We start from the raw sequence: 24,823 nt of genomic DNA on the forward strand, positions 1-24,823 counted from the left end.
GCCACCTCAGAGATCATTGCCCGAATAGGATAGGTTGAAGGATTTATTCACCAACGGGAAGTCCGGCACGATGTTGCCCAGCACCGCCACCTCCATCGCCCGCCAGTTGTGGAACGAAGCATCCCGGATCTTGTGCCGGAAAGGCCTTTGTTCCGGTCCAGCGATCATCCAATGCACCAACTCGCCTCTGGGCGACTCGACCAAGCCCATGCCCGTCATGCCCTCCGGGACTTCCACCGAACGAACGGAAACATCTCCCCCGGGCAGATTGCCCAGGACCTGTTCGATCATGCTTATTGATTCGTAGACCTCGTCGATCTTGACCCGCATGCGCGCGTCCACGTCGCCTTGCTTGTACACCGGCACCTTGAAGCTCAAGCAGCGGTAGGCGGCGTAGGGATGGTCCCTGCGCACGTCCCGGTCCACGCCGCTAGCTCTGGCCCCCGGACCGACCACGTTCAGGTCCTTGGCCGCCTCCAGCGACAGGACGCCCGTGGCCTCCGTTCGATCCAGGAGAGAGGGCGTGCCCACGATCAGGTCCGCGAACTCCTTGAACTCCAGCTTAAGGTCGATCAGCGAAGAGGATAAGATGTCCACATCCTCCTTCATCAGGTCCCTCCTCACCCCGCCCAGGCAGTTGACGGAACGTAGCAGGCGGCTGCCTATGATTTGGTCGTTGAGGCTGAGCATTCTTTCGCGGAGGATGTGGGCGTGGGCCGCGCCGACGTTGAAGGCCGTGTCCAGAGCGATGCCCCCCAGATCACCGAGATGGTTGTAGATACGCTCCATCTCCGCGTACGCGCTCCTTAGGTAGAGGGCGCGTTCCGGCACCTGCACTTCGGCCATCATTTCCACCGCCTGGCAATAGGCGAGCGAATGCGCGTAGCTGTTGTCCCCCGAGACTCGCTCCGCCAGATACACGCCCTTCTGATACCGCATGCCCTCGGACAGCTTCTCGATCCCCTTGTGAGTGTAACCCAGGCGCACCTCTAGGGCCAGGATGGGCTCCCCGGCCACGCTGAAGCGGAAATGCCCCGGCTCGATCACGCCGGCGTGCACCGGGCCCACCGGTATCTCGAACACGCCCTCGCCCTCGACCTGGCGGAATGGGTATTTGGTGGGAACGCGGGGTACTCGTGTCCGCACATCGAAATCCTTGCGCAGCGGGTAGATTCCAGTGGGCCAGTCGTCATACAGCACCAGGGGCCTCAGCTCTGGATGTCCTAACGGCGTTATTCCGAAGAAATCGTGGATCTCACGTTCGTACCAGTCGGCACAGAGGATTTCCGAGGTGAGCGAATCGAACTCCGGTCGCTCCCGGTCCACGCTGGCGAGCAGAGTGACGAACTCCTCCTCCCCCTTGAGCCCTAGGACCACGATGACCTTGAAATCGTTCGTGGCAGAGCGATTGTCGACGGCATGCATGGTGATCAGGTTCGCTCCCCAGAGGTTGTGGATGTGGGCGGCCACCTCTCGCAGTCGAGAGCGGTCGATCTCCATCCAGATGTTCTCATCCTTCACGTTGGTCGAGATGACGGCGGCGGCGAGCCCCTCCGGCATGGAATCGATGATCTCCCGCAGACGGTTCTCCGTCAAGGCGTCGCCCCCTGGAACAGGTGGACGATCGAGTTCAAGGCATGGCTCATGAAATTGGGGATATAGACGCCCAGCCCGAGCACGAGGACGAAGAGCACGGAAATGACCGCCAGGTTCAGGCGGCTCACCTCCCCCTTCGGCTCAGATCTCGTTCCGTTCCCGAAAACCATTCGCATGACGTGCCAAAGGAAGGCGGCGAATATCACCGCCAGGAAGAGGAGCAGCAGGCCGCTGACCAGCCACTGCCCCTGCTCGATGCCCGCGTAGAGCACCGTGAACTCGGAGATGAAAACGCCGAACGGGGGAGATCCCGTGATCGCCAGAGCGCCCAGCACTAGGAAGAGGGCGGTGTATGGCATGCTCGATGACAGCCCCCGCACCTCTTCCATGGTCTTGGTCTTGAAGCGAAGCAGGATGTTGCCGGAGGTGAAGAAGAGCATGGATTTGGTGACGGCATGGTTCAGCATGTGCAGCAGCCCGCCCAGCACGCCTATCGGTCCCCCGAGCCCGAAGCCGATGGCGATGATGCCCATGTGCTCGATGCTGGAATAGGCCAGCAGGCGCTTGTAGTCCCGGGCCAGGATGATGAAGGCCGCCGCCACTGCCAGGGAAAGGACGCCGAAGAGCAGCAGCAACGATCCGCTGAAGCCCGGACCCAGGGCGGCGGAGGAGACCATATGCATTCTAATGATCCCGTACATTGCGCAGTTCAGCAGCACCCCCGAGAGCAACGCGGAGATAGGGGTCGGAGCTTGCGAGTGAGCATCGGGCAGCCAAGTGTGCATCGGTGCCAATCCTACCTTGGTGCCGTATCCGACCAAGACGAGGATGAAGGCCACCTTGAGCAAGGTCGGGTCGAGCTGGTTCGCGACGGACATCAGGGTGGTCCAATCCAGACCCGTTGCTTCCGTCCCAGGAATTCTGGTGGATGAGGCATAGGCCAGGATGATGCCCAGTAGGGCCAGGGTGATGCCCACGGAACAGATGATGATGTACTTCCAGGCCGCTTCCAAGGAGGTCTCGCGATTGTAGAAGCCTACCAGGAAGGCGGAGGCCAGGGTGGTGGCCTCGATGGCGATCCACATGATGCCCAGGTTGTTCGAGACGCACACCAGCACCATGGTGAAGATGAAGATGTGAAGCAGAGCGTAGTAGTAGCGCAACCGCCCCAGTCCGAACTCCTTCTCCCGGTACTCGGTGCCCATGTACCCTATGGAGTAGAGGGAGGTCATGAAGCCGATGAAGGTGACGAGGAGCAGGACGTAGGCGGAGAACTGGTCGAGGAACAGGGCGCCTTCGTATCTAGCACCGTTCCCGAAGGCGTCGTAGGCGAAAGCGAGAGCGAAAGCGAACAGCACACCGGAGCCGACGGCGCTGGCCAGCTCCAACAGCCGATGGCCATTGCACAGGTAGCAGAGCATGGCGGTGACCAGAGGAATGGCCAAGAGCAGTTCTATCATCTAATCCCTCAGCCTCCTCAGGAACGCAGTGTCCAGGGTGTCGAAGGTGCGATTGATGCGGAAGGCGAAGACCCCCATGATCAGCACCGCCACCAGGATGTCGAAGAAGATGCCCAGCTCCACGATGAGCGGCATGCCGTAGGTGGCGGAGATGGCGGCCATGAACAGCCCGTTCTCCATGCAAAGCAGGCCGATGACCTGGGTGATGGCCTTCCAGCGAGAGATCATGATGAAGAAGCCGATGAGCACCACTCCCAAGGAAAGGGCCATGGCGTTGCGAGTGATGACCGTGCCCTGCTCGATGATCGGCGCTGCCACGTGGTAGGCGAGCACGGCCAGTCCGGCCGAGACCAGGAGGGAGGAGGGCGTGTTCAGCAGCGGCTCCACCTCATTCTCCACCTTGATGCGCTTCATGACGTAGGAAAGGATGCGGGGGATGAGGAGGGCCTTGATACCTATTGTGAGCCCGGCCACTAGATAGATGTGCTCGGAGCCAGTGAGGTAGGCCACGCTGGCCGCTAGCGCACCCAATGCAAGCGACTGCAGGGCAAAGATGCGGACCATGGTCTGCATTCTGGAGCTGGCCACGAGCATGAACGCTGACAGCATGACCAGGGTCGCCAGCCCATTCACCATGTTGATCTCCACCAGGCTCGCCGTCTTCTCACCTCACAGCACGTAGTATGACATGACCGCGAGGAACGCCAGCATGAAGGAGCCGGTGAGTAGGTTGGGCAGTCGGAACAACCTCATCTTCGACATCGAGGATTCGAGCAGCGCTATGGCGAACGCCATCACGAGGATCTTGGCCACGAACACCAAGATGCCCAGAACGATCGGCAGTGGGGCGACCTCCGTCGCTATCCCCCAGGGCAGGAAGGCGTTCCAGGCGATGGTCATGAACAGAATTAGCTTAGTCATGCTCGACCACTCCATGAGCGCCAGCTGCTTGCCCGAGTACTCGAGGAGCATGCCCTCGTGGATCATGGTGAGCTCGAGATGCGTGGCCGGGTTGTCCACCGGGACCCGGGCGTTCTCCGCCAGGATAGCAATGAAGAACGCCGCAAAGGCCAGGAAGAGGGAGGGGCGTACCAGGTCGAGCCCCGAGGTCGCCAGGTCCCGCGATATCCCGGCCAGGTTCGTGGTGCCTGTCAGCAGGGCGGTGGTGAAGATGGCCAGGAGGATGGTGGGCTCGATGATCGAGGAAACGAGCATCTCCCGACTCGAGCCCATACCGCCGAATGTGCTCCCTGCATCCAAAGCGGCCAGGGCCATGAACAACCTCGCCATGGCCAGCAGATAGACGATCACGATGAGATCGCCCATGAACCCCATGGACTCGGACACGAACACTGGTATGAGCAGGGCGGCGGCCAGAACGGCCAACACGCACACATAAGGGGCAATGGTGGTGACCCAGGAGGCCTCCTTGGAGACCACTGAATCCTTCTGGAAGAGCTTTGCTAGATCGTAGTAGGGCTGCAGCACCGGCGGGCCACGGCGGCTCTGCATCCAGGCCTTGAGCTTGCGTATGATGCCCGTTACCAGCGGTGCCAGGAGCAGCAGCGACAGGGACTGGATAATGGAGAGGAGCACGTCGTTCATGGCATCACCGGAAGATGAGCAGCAGTATCACCAGGGTGGCGAAGATGTACGCCAGGTATGCCTGGATGCTGCCTGTCTGGATCACCCCGACGCGCCTGGCCAGCCCCGTGGCCAGTTTGACGGTCGGCTCGTAGAGATAGCGTTCGAAGATCGGCTGCACGGATGTGGAATAGGAGAGCCTGCGGAGGTAAGCGGAGCGCTCTTCCAGCACTGTGGTTCTGGACTGGGAGCGGAAGATGGAGTTGAAGACACGATTAATGGGCTGCGAATAGCCAGTGGCCGTGTACTCGTTCCTTGGACCCAGGGGCGTGCCGCAATCCCAGGTATCGCCTTCGACGGTCCTCGTCCTGCCTCCGAAGATGCGAGAGAAGGCGACCACCAGCGCCAGAAGTGCGATCAAGGCCAAGCCGAGCAGCGCCGGCGACATGGCTGAGAATCCTGAGGTCGGGGTCTCTAGCACCAGACCATCGATCAGCGTGGAGGCGATGCTCACGTGCAGGACACTGGCGCTGACCGAATCCACCGTGGGAATGTAGAAGGTGGAGAGCACCCCCGCGCCCACGCACAGTACCGCCAATACCGACATCCCAAACAGCATCGTGCCTGACACCTCGTGCGCCTTAGCCGCCTTCTCGCTCCTAGGTCGGGCCAGGAAGGCGATCCCATAGACCCGCACGAAGCAAGCTGCGGCCAAAGCGCCGGTCAGCGCCAGCGTGCCAAGCGCGACGGCCAGAAGGATGTTGACCACCACGTCGTTGAGGCTGAAGGAGAGAAGGAGCGACTGGAAGATGAGCCACTCGCTGACGAAGCCATTGAAGGGAGGGATGGCGGCGATGGAGAGCACGCCCACAAAGAACAGCACGCCCGTCCACTTCATCCTCTTGGCCAGGCCGCCCATGAGCTCAATGTTCTTGGTGCCCGTGGCGTACGCCAGAGCTCCCGCGCCCAGGAACAGCAACCCCTTGAAGAGGGCGTGATTGAAGGAGTGGAGCAGGGCGGCGATGAGCGCCAATGCTGCGAGCTGCTTCAAGCCGTAGGCGTCGAAGACGATCGACGAACCAAGGGCGATGAAGACTATGCCTATGTTCTCGATGCTTGAGAAGGCAAGGATGCGCTTGATGTCCTTCTCCATGAGGGCGTAGAGTACCCCTAGGAGCGCGGAGATGGAGCCGACGAGAAGCAGGAGCAACCCCCACCACGCCTCTACGGTTCCCAGGAGCTCGAAGGTGCAGCGGATGAGCATGAACACTGCGGTCTTGATCATGATGCCGGACATGAGCGCGGAGACGCTCGAGGGGGCGGCGGGGTGGGCCTGCGGCAGCCAGACGTGCAGAGGGACTATCCCGGCCTTGGTCCCGAAGCCCAGGAAAAGGAGGACGAAAACGACCGAACGCAGGGTTGGGTCCATGAGAGCACCGGCATTGTGCATCGAACCGAACTCAAGAGAATGCGCCTGCAGGGAGATGATGATCAGGGCGGTGGTGATCAAGGCCGTTCCGATGTGCGTCATCACCAGGTAGAGGAGGCCGGACGAGAGCACGCCCTCGCGTCCATGTTCGTAGATGACCAAGAAGTAGGAGGAAAGGGACATCAGCTCCCAGGCCACCAGGAAAAGGACCAGGTTGGAGGCGGTGAACACCAACACCAGGGAGAGAAGGAAGAGGTTGAAGAGCGCCCCGAACCGCCCGACGCTGTAGTGGCCCGAATACTCCCGAGCGTAGCCGATAGAATAGAAGGAGGCCGCCACCCCGATCAGGCCGAGGGCCACCAGGAAGAAGGCGGACAGCTTGTCCACGTGCAGATGAATTATCGGAACGGTGAGTAGTGTCGTTCCTTGTTCTAGAAACAGGTCCAGGTCGCCTCCCAACAGGACGTCGACGCCCACCAGGGTCAGAAGGAAGCTCGCCACGGCCGCCGATCCGAACGAGATGCACCGACAGGCATGCTCCTTTCGGTCCAGCAATACCGCTGCCAAGGCGCCCACGGATGCTGCGATGAATACGGCCGGCAGGAGGAGCTCAGCGAGCGTTCGACTCGCCTCCAGACGCCGGCCACGGCCCGATGCCTACGGTCAGAAACCGAATCGACTTCGTCGCCAAGACCTGCCTGTCCTTCGTTTGGCTGGCAAACGATAGCTGTTATTAAATGTTTCGAGTCCAGCGCAGACTAATTTTACGAAAACGAGTTCCCTCAGGACTCAACTGAGTTATCAGGCCATCAGCGACCTCAGGCCCCGATCCTCCTCGTAGCGACGGGCGACCCTCTCCGCCCATCTCTCATCGAGGCCGTGGTGCTCGCGTAGGTACCTGACCGCGTGCGAATGCCCCTTCTCCTCAACACCCAGCTCGTCCAGGATGGCGAACCATTCCGCCCATCCCTTGCCGGTGGCGTTCTGCACCGCCTCGTCGCTAATCAAGCGAACGTCCTCCTTGCCCTTGGGCGCGCAGTTCGGTCTCTCTGCCACGCATGCATATCTCACCCCGGCCTAGAAAGCGTTTGCCCCGCGAAGCGCCAGACGAATCGGGAAGGAAGACCGAGACAACGAGATAATATACCAGCGGATGGCTCTTTGACGCGGAGGGCGAAAGCGTGCAGGAAAATGGCTCCGACACGGAGGGCGACCAAAGCGTGGCCGTGCTCAAGACAGCGCTGGAGATCGAGGAGTTCGGCATCCAGTTCTATTCCTCCCTGGCCAAGTGCGTCACCGATCAGAAGGGAGCGGCGCTATTGCGCAGCCTTGGCAACGACGAGAGGGAGCACAAGGCCATCGTGGAGAAGGAGATCGCGCGCCTGGCGCAGACGCGCGACGTCACCTGGGTGCAGCCCTTGCGCGAGTACCTGCGCATCTTGCCTGAGCGAATTTTCGCGCCCCCTCCCGACAGCTGCCTCACGCTGAACGACGAGATGCGCGCATTGGGGATCGGCATCGAGGTGGAGGAGAACTCCATCCGCATGTACTCTGAGTCGTTGAGCAAAGTGCAAGAGGCCGGGGTCAAACGCACCTTGGAGACGTTGGCGAATTGGGAAGGCACGCATAAGAAGCTGCTTGAAGAGAACCTGCGCCTGCTCAAGCTTGAAGGCTCCTGGTACGGCTATGGACCGATACTCGAAGGCTGAAGAGGTTTTGGCAAGGGTTATTAAGGGCGTTAGGTTTTGGCATCTGAAACATACCAGTTCCGCTGTGTGAGAAGGAATAAATACCTAGGTTTCATGCCTAGTCCAATCTTCGCCCTCAATGGGGCAAGGGACCGCGCGCGCTGAGCTAGTTATGAGGTACGTCCGATGGTGCGAATGCCAAGGATCAACCGGGAATTGTCGGCATGTCTGCAGTGTGGCTATTGCGTCAGGGTGTGCGATACCTATGACCAGGAGCCTTGGGAATCTATCAGTCCGAGGGGCAAGGTCTTCTACCTGAGGCAACTGCAGAACAAGACCCCCCTGGATGCCATTCTCGGCCGCAAGGTGGAGGTGGACGACGAGTTCGTCGACGCCCTGTTCCGCTGCACGGGCTGCGCCGCCTGCTGGTCCGTGTGCCACGTGAGCATCGAGTTCGCCGAGTTCTGGGAGAAGGTGCGCGAATGGGTAGTGGAGCAGGGCAAGGGGCCCATGCCCGCGCACAAGAAGATACGCGAGCGCATCCTGGCGTCCAACAACCCTTATGGAGAGCCGCCAGAGAAGAGAGGAGCCTGGTTCCCTGAAGGCATCAAGCGCGTGGAATCCAACCCGGATGCGGTCTTCTTCGCCGGCTGCACCGCCTCCTACAGGATGACTAGCATTCCCAAGGCGGCCGTCACCGTCATGGACCGGGCGGGAGTGAAACAGAACATCATGGGCAGTGAGGAGTATTGTTGCACCTCCCCCATGCTGCGCACTGGCCAGATCGATGCCTCCCGCAGATCCGCGGAGAACAACATCCTGCAGACGGAGAAGATGGGCGCCAAGGCCATGGTCACCGCCTGCGCCGGCTGCTTCAAGACCACCACTCACGATTACGGCCGCTTCTACTCCAATCCCTCCTTCGAGGTCTACCACTTCTCGCAATATGCCCAGAAGCTGATCAAGGAGAAGAAGCTCAAGTTGACCAAGGAGATCAAGGCCAAGGTGACCTACCACGACCCGTGCCACCTGGGAAGGCACTCGGGCGTCTTCGAGCCTCCGCGCGAGGTCATCAAGGCGATTCCGGGGATGGAATTGGTGGAGATGCCGCACAACCGCATGAGCTCACAATGCTGCGGAGCTGGTGGCGGCTACAAGTCCCAATACAACGAGCTGGCAGTGAACATCGCCGCTAAACGCGTCAAAGAAGCGCTTTCCACGGGAGCTGAGCGGATCGTCACCACCTGCCCATTCTGCGTGCTCAACCTCCAGGCCGGGGCGAAGCAGCTGAATGCCAATATCAAGGTGATGGACCTGGCGGAGCTGCTGATGGAGGCCACCGAACCAGCGCCGGCGGCAGCTCCGGAAGCGAAGAAGTGATCAGGCCGAATCGAAGCGCACTTCGAACACCTCTGCCGGGCCCACATCCATCTCCCAGGAACGCTTGAGTTCCAGTCTGAGCGCCTCCGAGCCGCTGCGTACCACTAGGAAGCGGATCGTCGTCCGGCCGCCGCTGCCGATGCGACGAGGCTCGTCCGGAACGTACTCGCTGCTCTTCAGCTCGAGCGTGCTCGGCTGGTGAGCCGCCTCCCAGCGGAAACCGGTGGTCGGGTTCTCGTCCAGCACCACCTCTACGATCTCGCCGACGGCAACCCATACCGACCTTCCCGAATCGCGCGCTCGCAGGTGCACGTGCATGAATGGCCCGAACACCGTTTAGCGCTTACCATCGCCTCACTTTCACGCCGTAGCGCGATAGGTTAATGTACCCCGAAGCGCTCGATTCGCAGCCCATCATGGTCTTCGAACTCCTCGATCCCCGGATCCAGAAGGTCCTGAAGGACAAGGACATCCACGAGCCGACCGGCCCCCAGCGGCAGGCAATCCCTCACATCATGAAAGGCGAGCATCTTCTGCTGGTCGCTCCCACGGGAATAGGCAAGACCGAAGCGGCCATGCTGCCGATCCTGCACCAAATACTCCAGACCCAAAGGCAGGGGATCAGGTGCATCTATGTCACGCCGCTACGTGCTTTGAACCGTGATCTGCTGCGCAGGCTGGAGGAGTTCGGCAAGGCGCTGGATCTGGATGTGGCTGTGCGGCACGGAGACACCTCTCAATCCGAGCGTTCCAGGCAATCGCGAAAGGCACCGGACGTGCTCATCACTACTCCAGAGACGCTGCAGGTCATGTTCGCGGGCAAGAGGCTGCGCACGCACCTGGCCAACGTGCGCTTCTTCGTGGTGGACGAGATCCACGAACTGGCCGAGGATGAAAGAGGGGCACAGCTGGCCATCGCCATGGAACGTCTTGTGAACGAGGCGGGCGAGTTCCAACGCATAGGCCTCTCCGCCACAGTGGGAAGCGTGCAGGAGGTGGCCAACTTCCTGGGCGGTTCGAAGAGAAACGTGACCGTGGTCCGGACGCACGTGGCCAAGGACATGAGCCTGAGCGTGCAGGCGCCTCAGGTCGCAGAGGAAGACCGTGATCTGGCCGGGACCTTGCAGAGCGACCCCCAGCTGGTCGCGTGCATGCGCCGCTGCCGTCAGATCATCGAATCCCACCGTTCCACGCTGCTCTTCGTCAACACCCGGGACACCGCCGAGGCATTGGCGGCGAGATACCACATCTGGGACGAGAAGTTCCCCGTCGGCGTTCATCACGGCTCCCTTTCAAAGGAGATACGCATCGAGATGGAGGAGGCCTTCAAGAAAGAGGCCATTAAAGGGCTCATCTGCACCTCCTCGTTGGAACTGGGCATTGACATAGGGAGCGCGGACTTCGCCATCCAGTACAACTCGCCCAGGCAGGTGGCCCGTCTGATACAGAGAATGGGACGGGCCGGTCACCAGGTCGGTGCCAAGTCCAAGGGAGCAATCGTTGCTTCTACGGCCGACGAGGTCGCAGAGAGCCTGGTCATCACCAGAAAGGCGTTGCACGAAGAGCTCGAACCTCTTCGGGTGCGGGAGAACCCCTTGACCGTCCTGGCCAATCAGATCGTGGCCATGGCCATGATGGGACCGGTGAACACCGAGCAGGCTTATTTGACCGTCGTCCGCTCCTACGCCTTCCGCAATCTGACCCGGGAGAAGTTCGAATCGGTGCTGGACCAGCTTTCGCGGATAGGGCTGGTGTTCGTCGCTCCCGAGGACTATCGCCGCTCCAGCCGGGGAATGCGCTACTTCTATGACAACCTGTCCATGATCCCGGACGAGCGCTCCTTCAAGATACGAGAGCTTTCTTCCCGGCGCATCGTCGGGCAGCTGGACGAATCGTTCGTGGCCTCGTTCGCAGAACCCTATGCCACCTTCATCACCCGCGGCCGCTCCTGGCGTATCATCGAGGTGAAGGACGACGAGCTGCTGGTGGAACAGGTGAAGGAGCTCGGCTCAATCCCGTCCTGGGTGGGAGAGGATATCCCCGTTCCCTATGACGTGGCCATGGAGGTGGGCCGACTGCGCCGCTTGGAGAACTATGCTGAGTATCAGGGCGACCAGGAGGCGATCTGCACCCTCCGCGCCTATCTGCAAGAGCAACGGTCCGAGTCTAAGATGCCAACGGATCAGTTGATCACTTTGGAAGTGGGGCGGAAATTGGTCATCCTCAACGTCTGCTTCGGTTCCAAGGTGAATGAGACCCTTTCCCGATTGCTCTCCGTCCTACTGTCGGCCAGGATAGGGGAGAGTGTGGGCGTGCACACCGACCCCTATCGCATCATGCTCGAGCTTCCCCGAGACCTCAAGCCCTCCCTGATCATGGATACGCTGAAGGGCATTCGATCGGAGAACGTCGAGGGCTTGGTGAGATTGGTGATCAAGAACTCCTCCCATCTGCGCTGGCGCTTCGTGCACGTGGCCAAGAAGTTCGGGGCGGTGGAGAAGGAGGCGGACTACCGGAGCATCAACTTCGGCCGGCTTTTCGACGCCTACGAGGACTCGCCCCTCTTCCAGGAGGCGGTGGACCGGGTGCTGTGGGAGGACCTGGACCTCGTGGGAACGGTCAAAGTTGTCCAGGACATCTCCGACGGGAAGGTGGAGTTCGAGATCTGCCCTTTGACCCCCATCGGTCGGGCGGGACTGCAGCACTCCAAGGAGCTGATTGCCCCTCAACGCGCGGATCATCGTATCCTCATGGCCCTCAAGGATCGTCTGGAGGATGAGACGATGCACATGACCTGTCTCAACTGTCGGACGCAATGGCGTCTGAGGGTGCGCGATTCTCCTCGCACCATCACCTGCCAGAAGTGCGGCGGGCGCATGATCGCCGCCTTGCCGCCCTATGCCCGGGAGCAGGGCAAGCTGCTGAAGAAGGAGCGGCTTGCTGAGGAAGAGGAGAAGGCGGTCAAGCGCATCTACAAGAATGCTAGCTTGGTGAACGAGCACGGCCGCAAGGCCCTTCTTGCTCTCGCTGGAAGAGGCGTGGGCCCAGACACCGCCGCCCGCGTCCTCTCTGGCCTCTACGACAACGAGGACGAGTTCCTCCGCGATATCCTCAGTGCCGAGATCACGTATGCCCGGACGAAGAAGTTCTGGGACTGATCAGAGGAAACGCACTGGATTGCTGACCTTGCCCACGCCCTCGATGCTCGCTTCGACAAGATCGCCGTTCCCGATCGGTCCGACGCCTTCCGGGGTGCCGGTGGCGATGACGTCACCTGGCTCAAGCGTCATGAACCTCGAGATGTACGCGATCCGCTCCTCCACCGGGAAGATCATGTCCTTGGTGAAGCCGTTCTGACGCAGCTCGCCGTTCAATCGCAATCGCACGTTTAGATCGTGCATATCTGGTACGTCTGAGATAGCTTTGGGTTCGGACATCGGGGCAAATGTATCCATGCCCTTTGCCAAAGCCCATGGCAGGCCAGCCTTGCGCGCCTTGCCCTGGACGTCGCGAGCGGTAACATCGTTGAAAACGGCAGCCCGGTCGATGTATGCATAGGCCTTGGACACCGTGACGTTCTTGCATCTCTTGCCTATAATCAACGCCAGCTCCGCCTCGTAATCCACCCGGCCCAAGTTCGCCGGGACAAGGATCTCTTCCCCGTCCCCGATAAGTGCGCTCGCTGGCTTCAGGAAGATCACCGGTTCCTCGGGCACCTCTGACCTCAGCTCCTTGATATGGGCACGGTAGTTCTGCCCGATGCACACGATCTTGCCCGGACGCATCCAGTCACCCTGATGAAAGATCAGTCCTCTTCTTCTCTGCGCCCGTTATTGCCCACGGTCTCCAGCTTGACCAGCACGCCCATGCCTTTTAGGGTGACGATCACCTTGTCCGCCAGCGATATGGCATCGTCCAGGGTGGCCTTCTTGTCCCAGGTGTACTCGGCATCGTAGTTGCCGGTGGTGGGTCTGAAGCCCATGTTGTTCAGGGCGTCGAAGACCTTGGATGGCTTGGCTCCTTCCGAGCTGAACATGACCGTGATGTAGGTTATCATCGCACGGGGAATTCGCGTCAATCGATTAAACCTTTACATGAATCCCTGCGACGATCGACGAAGTGGCTGCCTCTGAACTACTTCTGGACGTATCCCTTGGCCACGATGTAGATCTCCGATGAAGAGGAGCGCGAAGCGTCCGGAGCGCCCAACCTGACCTCTTTGAACTTGCTCTTCACCAGCTTCAGGAAATCCTGCATCATGTCCCCTTCGAATATCTTCATGACCAGCGATCCGTGCGGCTTGAGCACCTTCTCTGCGAATTCCAGCGCGTGCTCGCAAAGGTCCACCGAACGGGCTTGGTCCATGGAATAGTTGCCTGAGATACTGGGCGACATGTCCGAGAGCACGACATCGGCCTTGCCTCCGAGCGCTTCCAGCATCTCCGCTACGGTCTCATCCTTGCGCATGTCGCCCCGGACCGTGATCACATCCTCGATGGGCTCGATCCCTTGCAGGTCCACGCCCACGATCTTGCCTCGGGCGCCCACCCTTTCCTTGGCCACCTGGAGCCAGCCACCCGGTGCCGCTCCGAGGTCGGCGACGATGGCTCCCGGCCTCAGAAGACGGAACTTGTCATCGAGCTGTATCAACTTGAAGGAGGCGCGGCTGCGGTAGTCCATCTGCTTCGCTTTCCTGTAATAGGGATCACGACGGCGCTCGTCCAGCCATCGCTTTGACATCGTGCCTCCCATTTTTCGCCATCCCAATAAAGCTTTGCAGGATGCCCCAGTCCCCCCCCCCACCATCCGACCAGCCTCCCCCGCCGGCGAAGAATATTTTATCTAGCCTCCGTCTACACCATTCGATACTCATGCGCAAGTCCCGAATGACCTACGCGAAGGCTGGCGTGAACATCGACGCTAAGTCGCAGGCCATTGCCTCCCTGGTCAAGCAGCTCAAGTACCGAAGGAAGGGCAGAGGTGGGAACATGGATATCAAAGGGCAGTTCACATCGCTCATCGACTTCGGTGAGGTAGCGCTAACGCTCTGCACGGACGGGGTGGGCACCAAGCTGTTGATCGCGGAGGCCCTGGACAGATGGGACACGGTAGGCATCGATTGCATGGCCATGAACGTCAACGACACGATCTGCGTGGGCGCCGAGCCCTTCGCTTTCGTGGACTACATCGCCGTCGACAAGCCGAACGCTCGGGTGACCGAGCAGATCGGTGTTGGTCTGAACGAAGGCGCTAGGATGGCGAACGTGGACCTGGTGGGAGGGGAGATCGCCGTCCTTCCTGAGATCGTGAAAGGCGTGGACCTATCAGGAAGCTGCTTGGGTTTCGTTGAGAAGGAGGATATCGTCGATGGCTCCAAGGTCAAGGTGGGCGACGTGATCATCGGACTGCCTTCTTCCGGCGTGCACTCCAACGGACTCACCCTGGCGCGGAAGATCCTGGAAAGAAATGAGATTGGGCTCGATCAGAAGTTCGCGAAGCTTGGCAGGAGCATCGGGCTTGAGCTCCTCACCCCCACCTCGATCTACGTCAGGCCCGTTCTGAGGATGCTAGAGAAATGCCAGGTCACTGGCATGGTGGACGTGACCGGGGGTGGGCTGCGCAACTTCGTCCGCTTGAAGAGGGGCGTGCGCTTTGAGATATCGAATCCTCTCGATCACCCGCCGGTGTTCGGGATCCTGCAGGAGCTAGGCGAAGTCGAGGACATGGAGATGTACCAGACCTTCAACATGGGGATGGGGTTCGCAGTCGTTTGCCGGGATGACCAGGCGAAGGAAACGGTCAAGGCGCTTGGCGGTGGCGCAAAAGTCGTGGGCCACGTGGTGAACGGCGAAGGAGTAGGTTCGGAGCCGCTCGGCTTGGACTATTGCCAGTACTAGTCAAAGGATCAGGGTCAAGAGGCGAACCCAAATAGCATTGTTGAAAGTATCAGGATGAACGGCACGAAGAACATGGACAATACCGCGACCACGGCCCACACGGGCCTGAGCCTCCGTCTGCCCGTTGCGTCGGCCCATTTCGGCGGTGCGAGCGCAGTCTCCCAGAAGAGCGCGACCGTCGCTCCGGACAGCGCAATGGCCGTCCCTTGGCTGAAGTTCGAAAAGTAACTTCGCTCCGAGAAAACAAGCATGAGGACCAGGCCCGTGAAGAGGCTTGCGATTGCGGCCATGGCCATCACGCCCGAGGTCACTGCTTTGTCTGTCCGTCGGATAGCGACCTGCCACATCATGGACACAGTGAACGCGAAAGAACCGAAGGCGGGGGCGAATTGCGGTATTTCTATCGTGCGAGCGGAATACAGGCTGACCTTGCCCAGAGTGACCGCAAAGAAGAATGCCAGCGGGACCAAGATGAAGAGCAGGTCTGTTTCCCGCGGGGTTTTGCTCACCAGAACGCCTAGCTCTGCACCGGAGAGTGCGAGCAGATAGGCGCCCGCCCAGAAGGCCAAACCCGCCAGCTGGTCATCGTCCAGCCTTCCAGGGAAATGCTGTGAGAAATTGGGATCGGTGGCGCTGAGGAACGAGATGAGGTGGGCTACCATCCCGAGACCACCCAGAAGCGCGAACCCGAGCCATCTCTTCATGGCGCTGACACACCAGGTCGATATTCGCCGCCCGGTTCTTTAATTCGCTCACCCCAGGGGTCAAGCCTCGGACCTTCCGCCCTTCACCTTATGCGCGATGACCCCGACCACGGCGCCTAAGGCGGTGCAAGTCTCTAGCGAGTACCCTCCGAATGTTATGTCCAGGTGATGCTGTGCGATGTCGAACAAGCCTTTGGGCACGCCCTTAGGCCCGGTTCCGAAGATGAGCGCCATGCTCCTGCCATCCCTCAGCATCTGCGCCACCTCGTCCGCGCTCCTCTTCTTCCTCGCTTCGGCATTGCAGGTAGTGAGCACCGATTCTCCTAGCTGCGGCGGAAAGCCCTTCTCCATATAGGGGAATGTGGAGAAGCGGCCTTTGGCGGTGAGCTCCTTGAGGTACGCACCGTCCTCGCCTATGGAGGTCGTGGTCGCCACCCAGTCCGCGATTTTCTGCGGCGTCGTCAGCTCCGGAGGGAAAGGAAAACCGAAGGTGGCTAGGTTGAGGTCGAAAGCCAGGGCAAGGGGACCAGCTCGGGCCAGGATGCGCCGGTGCGCCTCCCGGAAGGTCTTGGGATCGTAGGAGTTCCAGAGGGCGATGGTCGCCCGGCCCTGTCTCGCCATTGCACACCCGTCGGACGAGAAGGCAAATGAGGGTAAGGAGTTTTGCGCCTACTCGATCTTCAAAGGCACCTGCTTGATGCTCTTCAGCTCATCGCCCTGCCAATCGTATCTCAGGCGCTTGCGACCCTTCCACAGCTTCTTCTGCAGGATGTAGCCGGCCATGAGGCTCAGGCCGATGGACGCTTCCACATACGCCACGGCCTTGGTCGCATCCCGGTTGACCTTGCCCCATGACTGTGCCTCCTCGAAGGTGCAGCCGGACAGCCCGCCCCACTGCGGCGCGTCCGTGGTTATTTGGATGGCGTAATGATGCCCGCCCCTGTCGTAGCCCAGGGTCTCGGCGATGACCTCGGTCTGCTGGATGTAGTTCTTCGGCACCCCGCCCCCGATGTAGATGACCGCCGTCTTCTCGGAGTGGATCTTAATCTGGGTTAGCTCCCAGTTGTCGCGGATGGGGTCGATGCTCATGAACTCCTCGCCCTTCTTGCACCTCTCCACATAAAGGCCGGTGAGACCGATCCCAATGGAGGAATCGTTCAGCGCCGGTACGAATATCGGCACTCCGAACCTATAGGCGATGCCCAGTATGGAGCTCTCGTCCTTGGCGCAATGTGAACCGAGGATCTGCATGAACTCGCGACTGGAATAGCTCCGAGGCTCCAGCTCCCCAGCTATCTTACCGATGGCGGCATCGGTCTCGCGGAACTTGTTCTCGTCCACCAGAGTGTCGTAGATGCGGTCGATGAAGAACTCGCGCAGCTTCAGATCGTCTATGCGCGGAGAGCATTTGTAGTGGCTGTAGCCCTTCGCCTGGTAGAAGTCCTGGTAGGGTATTGCCCCGATGGACACCACTGCGTCCACGATGCCGTAGCGGATCAGGTCCGCGATGACCTTCCTCAGACCGGCGGCTACCAGCGGACCGGCCAGCCCGAGCACTATCGTCGGACGGGCCTCGTCCTTCATGGCATTCTCCAATGCGATGGCGCAGGTGGCCAATGCGCGGCTCTGCACCGAGCTGTCCTTATAGGCATCCACCAGGTCGGCGACCGTCGAGATCTGGTCGAAATCGATGGCCTTGACCTTCTCCTTCATGATATCTGATTTCTTGACCATGCTAACTGCAAGAGGTATCGGAGTCTAGTATTTCCATTTTACTTGTGAAGGGGCGGTCCCAGAACCGCCCTAGACCTTAGGCCCTCTGCTTCTCCGCCGCCTTCTTGGGCCTAGAGCATATAGCATAGAGGTCGCCGTCGAAGAAAACGTCGAGGTCAGGGTTCTCCGCTTGTATCTCCTGTATCTTCTTCAGGACCTCTCGGAGAGTCAGGTCGCTCTTCTTGTCGATCTTGACGTGCACCCTGGTCTCCATCGCTCGAACTCCTGGCTGACGGCCGATTCCTTAGTAAGGCTTTATCCAACATATATATTCTTTTTTACGGTGTGGACCGTCCCCTGATGGGTGAGAGCGGCCATTCTGGACTGTGCCCTATCCCTTTCATCCCCTTGTTGGGAGCTTCATCCAGAAGTCGCTGACAGCTACGAAATGTTAAAATAGCATGCTGGTCAGTCGGAGAGGATAGCCGGGTCAAGACGTAGGTGTGGACGTGAGTTCGAAACGGAAGGTCACAGGTGAGGACACGGGCAGCGTTCGCTCTGAAGCATCGATGCCCCCCGCTGACCGTTCCCAGCAGACCGGCGGGGACAAGATGGATGATCTGCGCCGGTGGCTCGCCGGGGAGGAGGCGGGCTTGCTTGATTGGCTGAACGAAGAGGACGAGGCGGGCCCAGCGGCCTTGGCCGCTCCGAGAGAGGCCAGGCCAGAATCGGAGGAGCTTGCCGTCACTCGCCAGCGGGCGGAGAAGTCCAAGGCGGAGCTCGTCAAGCTCCGCGCGCTGGTCATGGAAGAGTTGAAATCGCCTCCTGCCCAGCTGAGCGAGAAGGAGACCGCCGAACTCTCGGAGCACCTAAAGAGCATCTTCGAGCAGACTGACATCCTACGAGGGCAGTTCGACCTGCTGGCCAAACTCAATCACGATTCGCGGCTGGAGACGGAGAGCGCTTTGGCAGGGCTGCCGAAGGACCAGGAGGAGCTGGTTCGCAAGCAGATCGAGCTGCGAGAGCGCGAGAGCCTGTTCGAGAACCGGGAAACGGAGCGTTCTTCCGTGAACGAGCTCTCCCAAGAAATCGGCGGAGTGGGCGAAGGGGAGCTTGAGAAACGCTTCCGGATGGAGCTCTTGGACAAGGAGACCGAATACCGCGAGAAAGAGAAGGAGTACCATTCCAAGGTCGACTATCTAGCCGAGGAGCTCAAGAGCAAGAGCCTGGAAATCCAGCAGCTGAAGGAAGAGCTCAATATCGTGCGTATGGGGGCAAAGAACGGCAGCGCCGTCGTCGAGGGAAGGCTGCGCGAACTGCAGCTCAAGGAGAAGCGCATCGCCCTCATGGAAGAAGAGGCGGCACGCCTTAAGATTGAGATCCGAGAGCGCGATGATGAGCTGAAGAAGATCAAGGAGGTCGTCGGCTACAAGCAACAGGAGATGATGCGGAGGGAGGAGGACCTCGATTACCGGGAGAAGCTTCTCACCAATGAGAGGGGCAAGTTCGACGACGTCAAGAAGGATGTCACTGGCGTGGAGGAGGTCGAGCTCAAGAGGCGCATAGAGGAGCTGAAGGCCGAGGTGCAACAGAAGGAAGAGGAGCTGCTCATCAAGGAGAAGTACCTCAACGCCAAAGCGGAGGATCTCCGCCTGCGCGAGCAGGGTGTGATCGATGACGAGATCCAGCAACGGGAGGAAGAGCGCACCTTGGAGATCCAAGTAGCCAAGGCCAAGACCGGCAACAACCGTTTCGATGATCTGCTCCTGGGTGGCATTCCTTTCGGTTCAAATGTGCTCATCCATGGCCCTCCGTTCGTAGGTAAGGAGATGATGATGGCGCAGTTCGTAGCCGAGGGCCTGAAGAAGGGTGTGCCAGCCATCTGGGTCATCACCGACAAGACGGCCAGGGATACACGAACGGATATGGAATCCGTGCTATCTGGCTATGAGGAGTACGAGCGCCGTGGCCTGGTGAAGTACGTCGACGCCTATTCTAAGAGCATGGGCGAGGTGACCGACGACCCCTATACCAGCTACATCGACGAACCGACGGACCATGACATGATCATGGAGGCCACCGAGAAGATCGCTAAGGAGTTCAAGGAGAAGCACAAATACTACCGTCTGGCGTTCCGCTCCCTGTCCACGCTCATCGCCTATTCGGACCCTACCACCGCATTCCGCTTCCTCAGCCCATTCTGCGGCCGACGCAAGCGCGATGGAGCGGTGTCCATGTACTCCATCGAGAAGGGAGTGCATGGGGAGCAGGAGATCCAGATGCTCGGCTCCATCATGGACGGCATGATCGATTTCAAGCTGGACCAGCTGAAGAACTTCTTCTCTGTGCAGGGGGTGTGCGACGTGCAATCCCGTTCCTACATCCGATACACGGTGGGCAAGCACGGCCTGAGCATCGGTTCGTTCTCCCTGGACCATATCAGGTGACCGGCACCTTTGACCTTGTCCTGTTCCGGACGTCACTTAGGCAGTGCAACTAGAAAAGGGACTACATCCAGATGGTTTCCCTCAGGCAACTTCCACGCCGCTCGAATCGCCACGACGCTTCGGCTGCTGTTGCTGGATGTTAATGTGAGGCATGGGGACCGGTGGAGGCAGACGAATGTCGCGCGCCACCAGCATGGTCGTGGGAATGCAGCTCGGCACCACGGTGTTGTGCACCAGGTTCGCCACCTCGGGCGGCATGGAGCTCTGGCGCTGCCATTCCCCTACCACGTTCGCCACGTCCCCAGAGAGCATGACCTGGCCCTCTATCTTGACGTACCCAAGGCCGACGTAGTTGGCGGTGAAGCGGAAGTCCACCACCGCCGTATCGTCGGACACGCGGGAGATCTGGGTCACGGTGCTGTTGTGGTCGATGCGGATGTTGTTCACCTTCTCCCCCTGCTTGGAGAACCGCTTCGCCTCGATGCCCGTAATCTCAAAGCCCTTGACCTGCATGCCGACCGCCCGGTAATCAAGAACTGTGCTAATAGATGTTTGCCAATGGTAGCATGGGAAGAAAAGCGAGTGCCGCAGGCCGGGCTCGAACCAGCGACTTCAAGATATCGGCTGCCCCCGCGGGAGCAACTTCAGTCTTGCACTCTCCCAAACTGAGTTACTGCGGCGCGCTTACCGGAGAAAGCGCCCCAGTCTAATATACTTTGTTGGCGAGGTGGCCATTCGGCCACGTGCCCCGATGCCAGGACGGATGAGGGCTAGCGGAAGGACTTCAAACGCCCCTCGGTCCCCATCGAGTGTCCGCCCAGACCGATGACGAAGGCCAACTTGGGGTAGACGGTCATGCGCTCCATGCCCCCCACCCCTAGGTCAAAGAAGGCCCCGCTGATCTCCAGAACGAACGCCAGTAGTGCGAACCCTCCTCGCGAGGCAGATGAGCATTCCCTCCGAGGTTAGACAAAGCCCCATCATGACCAGGTGAGGAGGACGATGCATCGACGCGAAGTTGAGGTCCTCTTAAAGGATGGCGGCCCCTCCGGAGAATATTGTGAGATTTTCAAGCTTAGCCAGCAAGTGCAATACGTTTATATATCTACGAACCGCTCAATCGAATGACTTATTGGAGGACTGGTCAGCAGATGCTAGCGCCGCGAGAGTGTCGCCTCTTCAGCAAAAAAGACAAGGGCCGCCTTCTCCACCGGGAAAGGGACGAGCGAGGAGTGGCCTCCACTGTGGGCACCATCATGGCCCTCCTGGTCTTCCTCACTTTCCTCACCCTATTCACTAATTCATACGTCCCAGTCTGGATGACGGACAACGAACGGACACACATGAACACGGTCTTCAATCAGTTCGGGGACCTCAAGGGCAAAGTGGACAACCTTGTGGTCATGGCCCAGGTGACTGGATCCACGGACATGAGCCTCTACGCGCCCATCACTCTGGGAGCGGCCGGCATTCCGGTGTTCGCTTCGCCCACCGCGGGGCAGCTGAACTACATGCCGCTCAACCAAGAGAAGAGCACCGTTCGGATCAAGTTCAGCTACGGTCTGGATATCAACCATCAAACCCTAATGGTCGATTCGCAGGGCGGGGGCATGGTCGAGCTCTACGCTCCCAATCGCTACTACGTGGAGCAACGCATCGCCTATGAGAACGGAGCCATATTGGTGAAGCAGAACGATGGGCAACTGATAAGGGCGTTCCCCAGCTTCGAGGTGAACAAGGAAGGCAGCAATGTGTCATTCTCCTTCACCGAGATAGACTTCGTGGGCAAGAACGCCTCAATGGCCGGGACGGGTATCACTGGGCTGAACATCGACCTCATCTACCTGGACCGACAGACCTACACCAACCTCTCTTTTCCGTCTGGCAATCAGGTGCAGGTGAGTCTCAACATAGCCATCACTCTTCACACCCTATATGGAAAGGCCTGGTACAGCTATCTTAACGAGACCCTCCACGACTCGGGATTGGTGAACAATACCGATTATAGTATGCAGGTGATGAAGGCGGACTACTCCGTCATAGCGCTGAACCTGAAGACCGTGAGCACTTTCGTTTACAACAAAGCGACGGTGGAGGTCGCCGTCCAGAACGCCTAGGTGAGGGGATGAAGACCATCAAGAAGGACCGGGGGGCCGGTGAGGCCCAGGCGGACGCCCAAGAGCAGGCTGTGGACGTTGATGTGCCAGCCGGAAGGGCGACCGATAGGGTCCGCGATTCCTATCTGAAGCTTCTGCGCAAGATGGTACCGAACCGGGCCACCCGGGTCCGCCTCCCTGCTGGGCAGGTGGCGCAACGCGTCGAATGGTCCAAGGGACGAGGCTCGGGAATTACCGAGATCCCCAAGATCGAGGACCCCCAAATCGATGTGGTGGAGGTCTACCCGGTGATGGAGCCCTACAGTTACATCCGGGTCACCTTCAACAACGAGAACTCTGAGTATCTGCTAGAGACCATAGAACCGCTTTTGGACGAGAAGGAACAGAAGCTGCTGGAGCTCGTCCGCGACACCATGCAACGCACCCTTGGCTATGAGTGGGAGAAGCTCACCGAGCTCGACAAGGAGGAATACTTGCGGGAAAGCGTGGAGTCCTTCATTCGCACCCGGGGCATTCGGGTAGACCCTGTGGCCAAGAAGAAGATCGGATACTACATCATCCGCGATTATATGGGCTATGGCCCCATCGATCCGCTCATCAGAGATGAGGGCATAGAGGACGTTTCCTGCGACGGGGTCAACGTCTTTCTCTTCACATTCCATCGCAAGTACGAGAGCATCAGGACGCAACTGAAGTTCGACTCGGAGGATAAACTGAACTCGTTCGTCGTCGCTTTGGCTCAGAGATGCGGCAAGCAGATCTCCGTATCCAATCCTATCCTGGACGGCACGACCCCGGAAGGCCACCGCGTGCAGGCGACCTATTCTCGCGAGGTGACCACCAGAGGAGGCACCTTCACCATCCGCCGGTTCAAGGAGAAGCCTTTCACGCCCGTGGACCTTATCAAGTACGGCACCGCCAGCCCGGAGATGATCGCCTACTTCTGGCTTGGTGTGGAGCATGGGGAATCGATGATCATCTGCGGGGGCACCGCTTCGGGCAAGACGGCCACCCTCAACTCCATCGCTCTCTTCATCCCTCCCGGGGCGAAGATCGTCACCATGGAGGACACGCGCGAGATCAACCTGCCGCACGAGAACTGGATCCCTGGCACGACCCGCTCGGGGGTGGGGGAGAAGGAGGCCTCGGGCAAGTCACCGGGTGAGATCGACATGTACGATCTTGTTCGCGCGGCGTTGCGACAGAGGCCCAACTACATCATCGTGGGCGAGGTGCGTGGCAAGGAGACATACATCATGTTCCAGGCCATGGCCACCGGCCACACCACCTATTCCACCATGCACGCCGATTCGGTCAAGAGCATGGTCAACCGCCTGGAGAACCCACCTATCAACTGCCCCAGGATATTGCTCACTGCGCTGAGGAACGTGATCATCCAGACCCACGCACGCGTGGGCACGGAGCTGGTCCGACGGATCAAGCAGGTCATCGAGATCGTCGGCTTCGAGCCGGAGACCAACGAGCTCATCACCAATACCGTGTATGAGTGGGACCAGGCCACTGACCGGTTCATGTACAAGGGCCATTCCTTCCTTTTCGATAAGATCATGGAGATGAAATCCATGACCCATGAGCAGATGCTGACGGAGTTCAATCGCCGAGTGGACATCGTGCGCTACATGGTGTACCGCGACATCACCGACCACCGTAAGATCTGGTCCCTGATCAACTCCTACTACAAGGAGGGGGATAAGACGATCGTACGCGTGCGCAAGGAGCTACAGGAAGGGGGTCTGGAAGTTGGCGCCTGAGGTTTCCGACATATTTGCCAGGATGGAATCGTCCAAGAAGGGCTACCTGAAGACGAAGACCTCTGAGGATGTGGCCGAACATTGGGGACCGCATATGGTTCGACTACCGCAGGGTGCAGTCCCGGAATATGTCAAGCTCACCAAGTATCAGGAGTTCTCCTGGCGCACCGTGGGCAAGATGGTCAAGGTGCGCGCGAAGCCCAACCCCAAGCTCGAGCTGAGCCTGCTGCAAGCGCATATGCGAATGCGACAGGAGGAGTTCGTGGCCTATGTCTGGATGAGCGTCATCCTGGTATTGGTTGTGGCTGCGGTCATCGCGCTGACCCTGGGTGGGGTGTTCATCGCCTTCTTGAACATCCAGGCCGCCTATGTGTTGATGTTCTCTCTCCTCATCGTGATCATACCCCCGGTCATGGCCTACGTCTTGCTCATGTCCACTCCCGGAAGCAAGGCCAAGCGCAGATCCCGGGACATAGACAAGCGCATCGGACCGGCCATGAGCTTCATCTCAGCCATGGCCAGCGCGGACGTGAACGTGGATGTCATATTCAAAGAACTTTCCCGGCAGTCGATTTACGGGGAGATCAAGACCGAGGCGGAATGGATCACTCGAGATACGGAACTATTGGGCATAGATATCCTCACTGCCATCAACAAGGCGGCTCAGAGGACGCCCTCATCGAAGTTCCAGGAGTTCCTGCAAGGTGTCGTGACCACCTCCACCTCTGGTGGGCAGCTCAAGCCCTACTTCCTGCAGAAGGCGGAGCAGTTCGAGAAGGAATCGAAGCTGGACATGCGACAGCAGTTGGAGAGCTTGGGGCTCATGGCGGAGACCTTCGTCACCGTCGTGGTGGCCTTCCCCCTGTTCCTGGTGGTCATCATGGCCATCATGGCCATCGTGCCAGGCGGCGGAGGGAGTTCGAGTACTACGGTGATGCTGCTCTGGGCGGTGGTGGGACTGATGATACCATTCTCGCAGTTCGGGTTCATTTTCTTCATCTGGAACTCGACCAAGGAGTCGTCCATATAGGGTGGT

The 24,823-nt window shown here is 59.5% G+C and carries 23 protein-coding genes and 1 tRNA gene; 8 read left to right on the top strand and 16 right to left on the bottom strand.

From position 1 onward, the window contains the following. Positions 1–6 precede the first annotated feature (6 nt). From NT137_08175 to NT137_08200, 6 genes are all read right to left on the bottom strand, one after another. Entirely contained in the window at positions 7–1,596 is a 1,590-nt protein-coding gene (locus tag NT137_08175) for an NADH-quinone oxidoreductase subunit C (GenBank protein ID MCX6653307.1), read from the bottom strand. After that, complete coding sequence (locus NT137_08180; GenBank protein ID MCX6653308.1) at positions 1,593–3,056, bottom strand: hydrogenase 4 subunit F; 1,464 nt, start codon at positions 3,054–3,056, stop codon at positions 1,593–1,595. Before NT137_08180 ends, NT137_08175 begins: the two co-directional genes overlap by 4 nt. Continuing rightward, positions 3,057–3,692, bottom strand: coding sequence for a hydrogenase (locus NT137_08185; protein MCX6653309.1), 636 nt, complete (start codon positions 3,690–3,692; stop codon positions 3,057–3,059). Positions 3,693–3,725: 33 nt separating this feature from the next. Next, on the bottom strand, positions 3,726–4,661 hold the full coding sequence (locus NT137_08190) for an NADH-quinone oxidoreductase subunit H (protein MCX6653310.1): 936 nt from the start codon (positions 4,659–4,661) through the stop codon (positions 3,726–3,728). Positions 4,662–4,665: 4 nt separating this feature from the next. After that, entirely contained in the window at positions 4,666–6,657 is a 1,992-nt protein-coding gene (gene hyfB, locus NT137_08195; GenBank protein MCX6653311.1) for a hydrogenase 4 subunit B, read from the bottom strand. 213 nt (positions 6,658–6,870) lie between these two features. Next, on the bottom strand, positions 6,871–7,125 hold the full coding sequence (locus NT137_08200) for a hypothetical protein (GenBank protein MCX6653312.1): 255 nt from the start codon (positions 7,123–7,125) through the stop codon (positions 6,871–6,873). Positions 7,126–7,250: 125 nt separating this feature from the next. On the opposite strand from NT137_08200, the gene NT137_08205 reads away from it, so the two are divergent. Together NT137_08205 and NT137_08210 are read left to right on the top strand one after the other, a co-directional pair. Further along, on the top strand, positions 7,251–7,778 hold the full coding sequence (locus NT137_08205; GenBank protein MCX6653313.1) for a ferritin family protein: 528 nt from the start codon (positions 7,251–7,253) through the stop codon (positions 7,776–7,778). A gap of 165 nt (positions 7,779–7,943) precedes the next feature. Continuing rightward, positions 7,944–9,137: a (Fe-S)-binding protein gene (locus NT137_08210; GenBank protein ID MCX6653314.1), complete on the top strand. Its 1,194-nt coding sequence runs from the start codon at positions 7,944–7,946 to the stop codon at positions 9,135–9,137. On the opposite strand, the gene NT137_08215 is transcribed toward NT137_08210, so the two are convergent. After that, a complete protein-coding gene (locus NT137_08215; GenBank protein MCX6653315.1) occupies positions 9,138–9,470 on the bottom strand; it encodes a protease inhibitor I42 family protein in 333 nt (110 codons plus the stop codon). It abuts the gene before it with no gap. A gap of 50 nt (positions 9,471–9,520) precedes the next feature. Here NT137_08215 and NT137_08220 point away from each other — a divergent pair, with 50 nt between their 5' ends. Further along, positions 9,521–12,295, top strand: a complete 2,775-nt coding sequence (locus NT137_08220) for a DEAD/DEAH box helicase (protein ID MCX6653316.1) — start codon at positions 9,521–9,523, stop codon at positions 12,293–12,295. Here the strand turns inward: NT137_08220 and NT137_08225 are convergent, their stop codons facing one another. The 3 genes from NT137_08225 to NT137_08235 form a co-directional block, all read right to left on the bottom strand. Beyond that, entirely contained in the window at positions 12,296–12,922 is a 627-nt protein-coding gene (locus NT137_08225; GenBank protein MCX6653317.1) for a fumarylacetoacetate hydrolase family protein, read from the bottom strand. A gap of 20 nt (positions 12,923–12,942) precedes the next feature. Continuing rightward, positions 12,943–13,194, bottom strand: coding sequence for a hypothetical protein (locus NT137_08230; protein ID MCX6653318.1), 252 nt, complete (start codon positions 13,192–13,194; stop codon positions 12,943–12,945). A 77-nt stretch (positions 13,195–13,271) separates the two neighbouring features. Next, a complete protein-coding gene (locus NT137_08235; GenBank protein ID MCX6653319.1) occupies positions 13,272–13,877 on the bottom strand; it encodes an RlmE family RNA methyltransferase in 606 nt (201 codons plus the stop codon). 131 nt (positions 13,878–14,008) lie between these two features. Here NT137_08235 and purM point away from each other — a divergent pair, with 131 nt between their 5' ends. Further along, entirely contained in the window at positions 14,009–15,034 is a 1,026-nt protein-coding gene (gene purM / locus NT137_08240; GenBank protein ID MCX6653320.1) for a phosphoribosylformylglycinamidine cyclo-ligase, read from the top strand. Positions 15,035–15,048: 14 nt separating this feature from the next. Here purM and NT137_08245 read toward each other — a convergent pair whose 3' ends face one another. The 4 genes from NT137_08245 to NT137_08260 form a co-directional block, all read right to left on the bottom strand. Next, entirely contained in the window at positions 15,049–15,696 is a 648-nt protein-coding gene (locus NT137_08245) for a hypothetical protein (GenBank protein ID MCX6653321.1), read from the bottom strand. A 102-nt stretch (positions 15,697–15,798) separates the two neighbouring features. Then, the gene (locus NT137_08250; protein ID MCX6653322.1) at positions 15,799–16,359 is read right to left on the bottom strand and encodes a DUF531 family protein; all 561 of its coding nucleotides are present in this window, start codon (positions 16,357–16,359) and stop codon (positions 15,799–15,801) included. A 48-nt stretch (positions 16,360–16,407) separates the two neighbouring features. Next, positions 16,408–17,472, bottom strand: coding sequence for a deoxyhypusine synthase family protein (locus NT137_08255; protein ID MCX6653323.1), 1,065 nt, complete (start codon positions 17,470–17,472; stop codon positions 16,408–16,410). A gap of 76 nt (positions 17,473–17,548) precedes the next feature. Continuing rightward, positions 17,549–17,725 (bottom strand): hypothetical protein, encoded by a 177-nt coding sequence (locus tag NT137_08260; GenBank protein ID MCX6653324.1) that lies wholly within the window; start codon positions 17,723–17,725, stop codon positions 17,549–17,551. Positions 17,726–17,960: 235 nt separating this feature from the next. Here NT137_08260 and NT137_08265 point away from each other — a divergent pair, with 235 nt between their 5' ends. Then, the gene (locus tag NT137_08265; GenBank protein MCX6653325.1) at positions 17,961–19,898 is read left to right on the top strand and encodes a hypothetical protein; all 1,938 of its coding nucleotides are present in this window, start codon (positions 17,961–17,963) and stop codon (positions 19,896–19,898) included. A gap of 81 nt (positions 19,899–19,979) precedes the next feature. On the opposite strand, the gene NT137_08270 is transcribed toward NT137_08265, so the two are convergent. Together NT137_08270 and NT137_08275 are read right to left on the bottom strand one after the other, a co-directional pair. Then, positions 19,980–20,411 carry a hypothetical protein gene (locus NT137_08270; protein MCX6653326.1) on the bottom strand — a complete coding sequence of 144 codons (432 nt, stop codon included), beginning with the start codon at positions 20,409–20,411 and terminating at the stop codon, positions 19,980–19,982. A gap of 70 nt (positions 20,412–20,481) precedes the next feature. Continuing rightward, positions 20,482–20,578: transfer RNA gene (locus NT137_08275), tRNA-Phe, on the bottom strand. Between the two features lie 471 nt (positions 20,579–21,049). On the opposite strand from NT137_08275, the gene NT137_08280 reads away from it, so the two are divergent. The 3 genes from NT137_08280 to NT137_08290 are packed head-to-tail and all read left to right on the top strand — an operon-like array spanning position 21,050 to position 24,817. Next, on the top strand, positions 21,050–22,015 hold the full coding sequence (locus NT137_08280; protein ID MCX6653327.1) for a hypothetical protein: 966 nt from the start codon (positions 21,050–21,052) through the stop codon (positions 22,013–22,015). An 8-nt stretch (positions 22,016–22,023) separates the two neighbouring features. Continuing rightward, positions 22,024–23,787 (top strand): type II/IV secretion system ATPase subunit, encoded by a 1,764-nt coding sequence (locus NT137_08285; GenBank protein ID MCX6653328.1) that lies wholly within the window; start codon positions 22,024–22,026, stop codon positions 23,785–23,787. Next, positions 23,777–24,817, top strand: a complete 1,041-nt coding sequence (locus NT137_08290; GenBank protein ID MCX6653329.1) for a type II secretion system F family protein — start codon at positions 23,777–23,779, stop codon at positions 24,815–24,817. The genes NT137_08285 and NT137_08290 overlap by 11 nt, the downstream gene beginning before the upstream one ends. Positions 24,818–24,823: the final 6 nt, after the last annotated feature.

The sequence above is a fragment of the Methanomassiliicoccales archaeon genome (genome assembly GCA_026394375.1).
Classification (GTDB): domain Archaea; phylum Thermoplasmatota; class Thermoplasmata; order Methanomassiliicoccales; family UBA472; genus JAJRAL01.

Coding starts and splice junctions, on each gene's coding strand:
- NT137_08180 (MCX6653308.1), bottom strand. CDS start 3,056: ATGATAGAACTGCTCTTGGCCATTCCTCTGGTCACCGCCATGCTCTGC.
- NT137_08185 (MCX6653309.1), bottom strand. CDS start 3,692: ATGGTGAATGGGCTGGCGACCCTGGTCATGCTGTCAGCGTTCATGCTC.
- NT137_08190 (MCX6653310.1), bottom strand. CDS start 4,661: ATGAACGACGTGCTCCTCTCCATTATCCAGTCCCTGTCGCTGCTGCTC.
- NT137_08210 (MCX6653314.1), top strand. CDS start 7,944: ATGGTGCGAATGCCAAGGATCAACCGGGAATTGTCGGCATGTCTGCAG.
- NT137_08220 (MCX6653316.1), top strand. CDS start 9,521: ATGTACCCCGAAGCGCTCGATTCGCAGCCCATCATGGTCTTCGAACTC.
- NT137_08225 (MCX6653317.1), bottom strand. CDS start 12,922: ATGCGTCCGGGCAAGATCGTGTGCATCGGGCAGAACTACCGTGCCCAT.
- NT137_08230 (MCX6653318.1), bottom strand. CDS start 13,194: ATGATAACCTACATCACGGTCATGTTCAGCTCGGAAGGAGCCAAGCCA.
- NT137_08235 (MCX6653319.1), bottom strand. CDS start 13,877: ATGTCAAAGCGATGGCTGGACGAGCGCCGTCGTGATCCCTATTACAGG.
- purM (MCX6653320.1), top strand. CDS start 14,009: ATGCGCAAGTCCCGAATGACCTACGCGAAGGCTGGCGTGAACATCGAC.
- NT137_08245 (MCX6653321.1), bottom strand. CDS start 15,696: ATGGTAGCCCACCTCATCTCGTTCCTCAGCGCCACCGATCCCAATTTC.
- NT137_08250 (MCX6653322.1), bottom strand. CDS start 16,359: ATGGCGAGACAGGGCCGGGCGACCATCGCCCTCTGGAACTCCTACGAT.
- NT137_08255 (MCX6653323.1), bottom strand. CDS start 17,472: ATGGTCAAGAAATCAGATATCATGAAGGAGAAGGTCAAGGCCATCGAT.
- NT137_08260 (MCX6653324.1), bottom strand. CDS start 17,725: ATGGAGACCAGGGTGCACGTCAAGATCGACAAGAAGAGCGACCTGACT.
- NT137_08270 (MCX6653326.1), bottom strand. CDS start 20,411: ATGCAGGTCAAGGGCTTTGAGATTACGGGCATCGAGGCGAAGCGGTTC.
- NT137_08280 (MCX6653327.1), top strand. CDS start 21,050: ATGCTAGCGCCGCGAGAGTGTCGCCTCTTCAGCAAAAAAGACAAGGGC.
- NT137_08285 (MCX6653328.1), top strand. CDS start 22,024: ATGAAGACCATCAAGAAGGACCGGGGGGCCGGTGAGGCCCAGGCGGAC.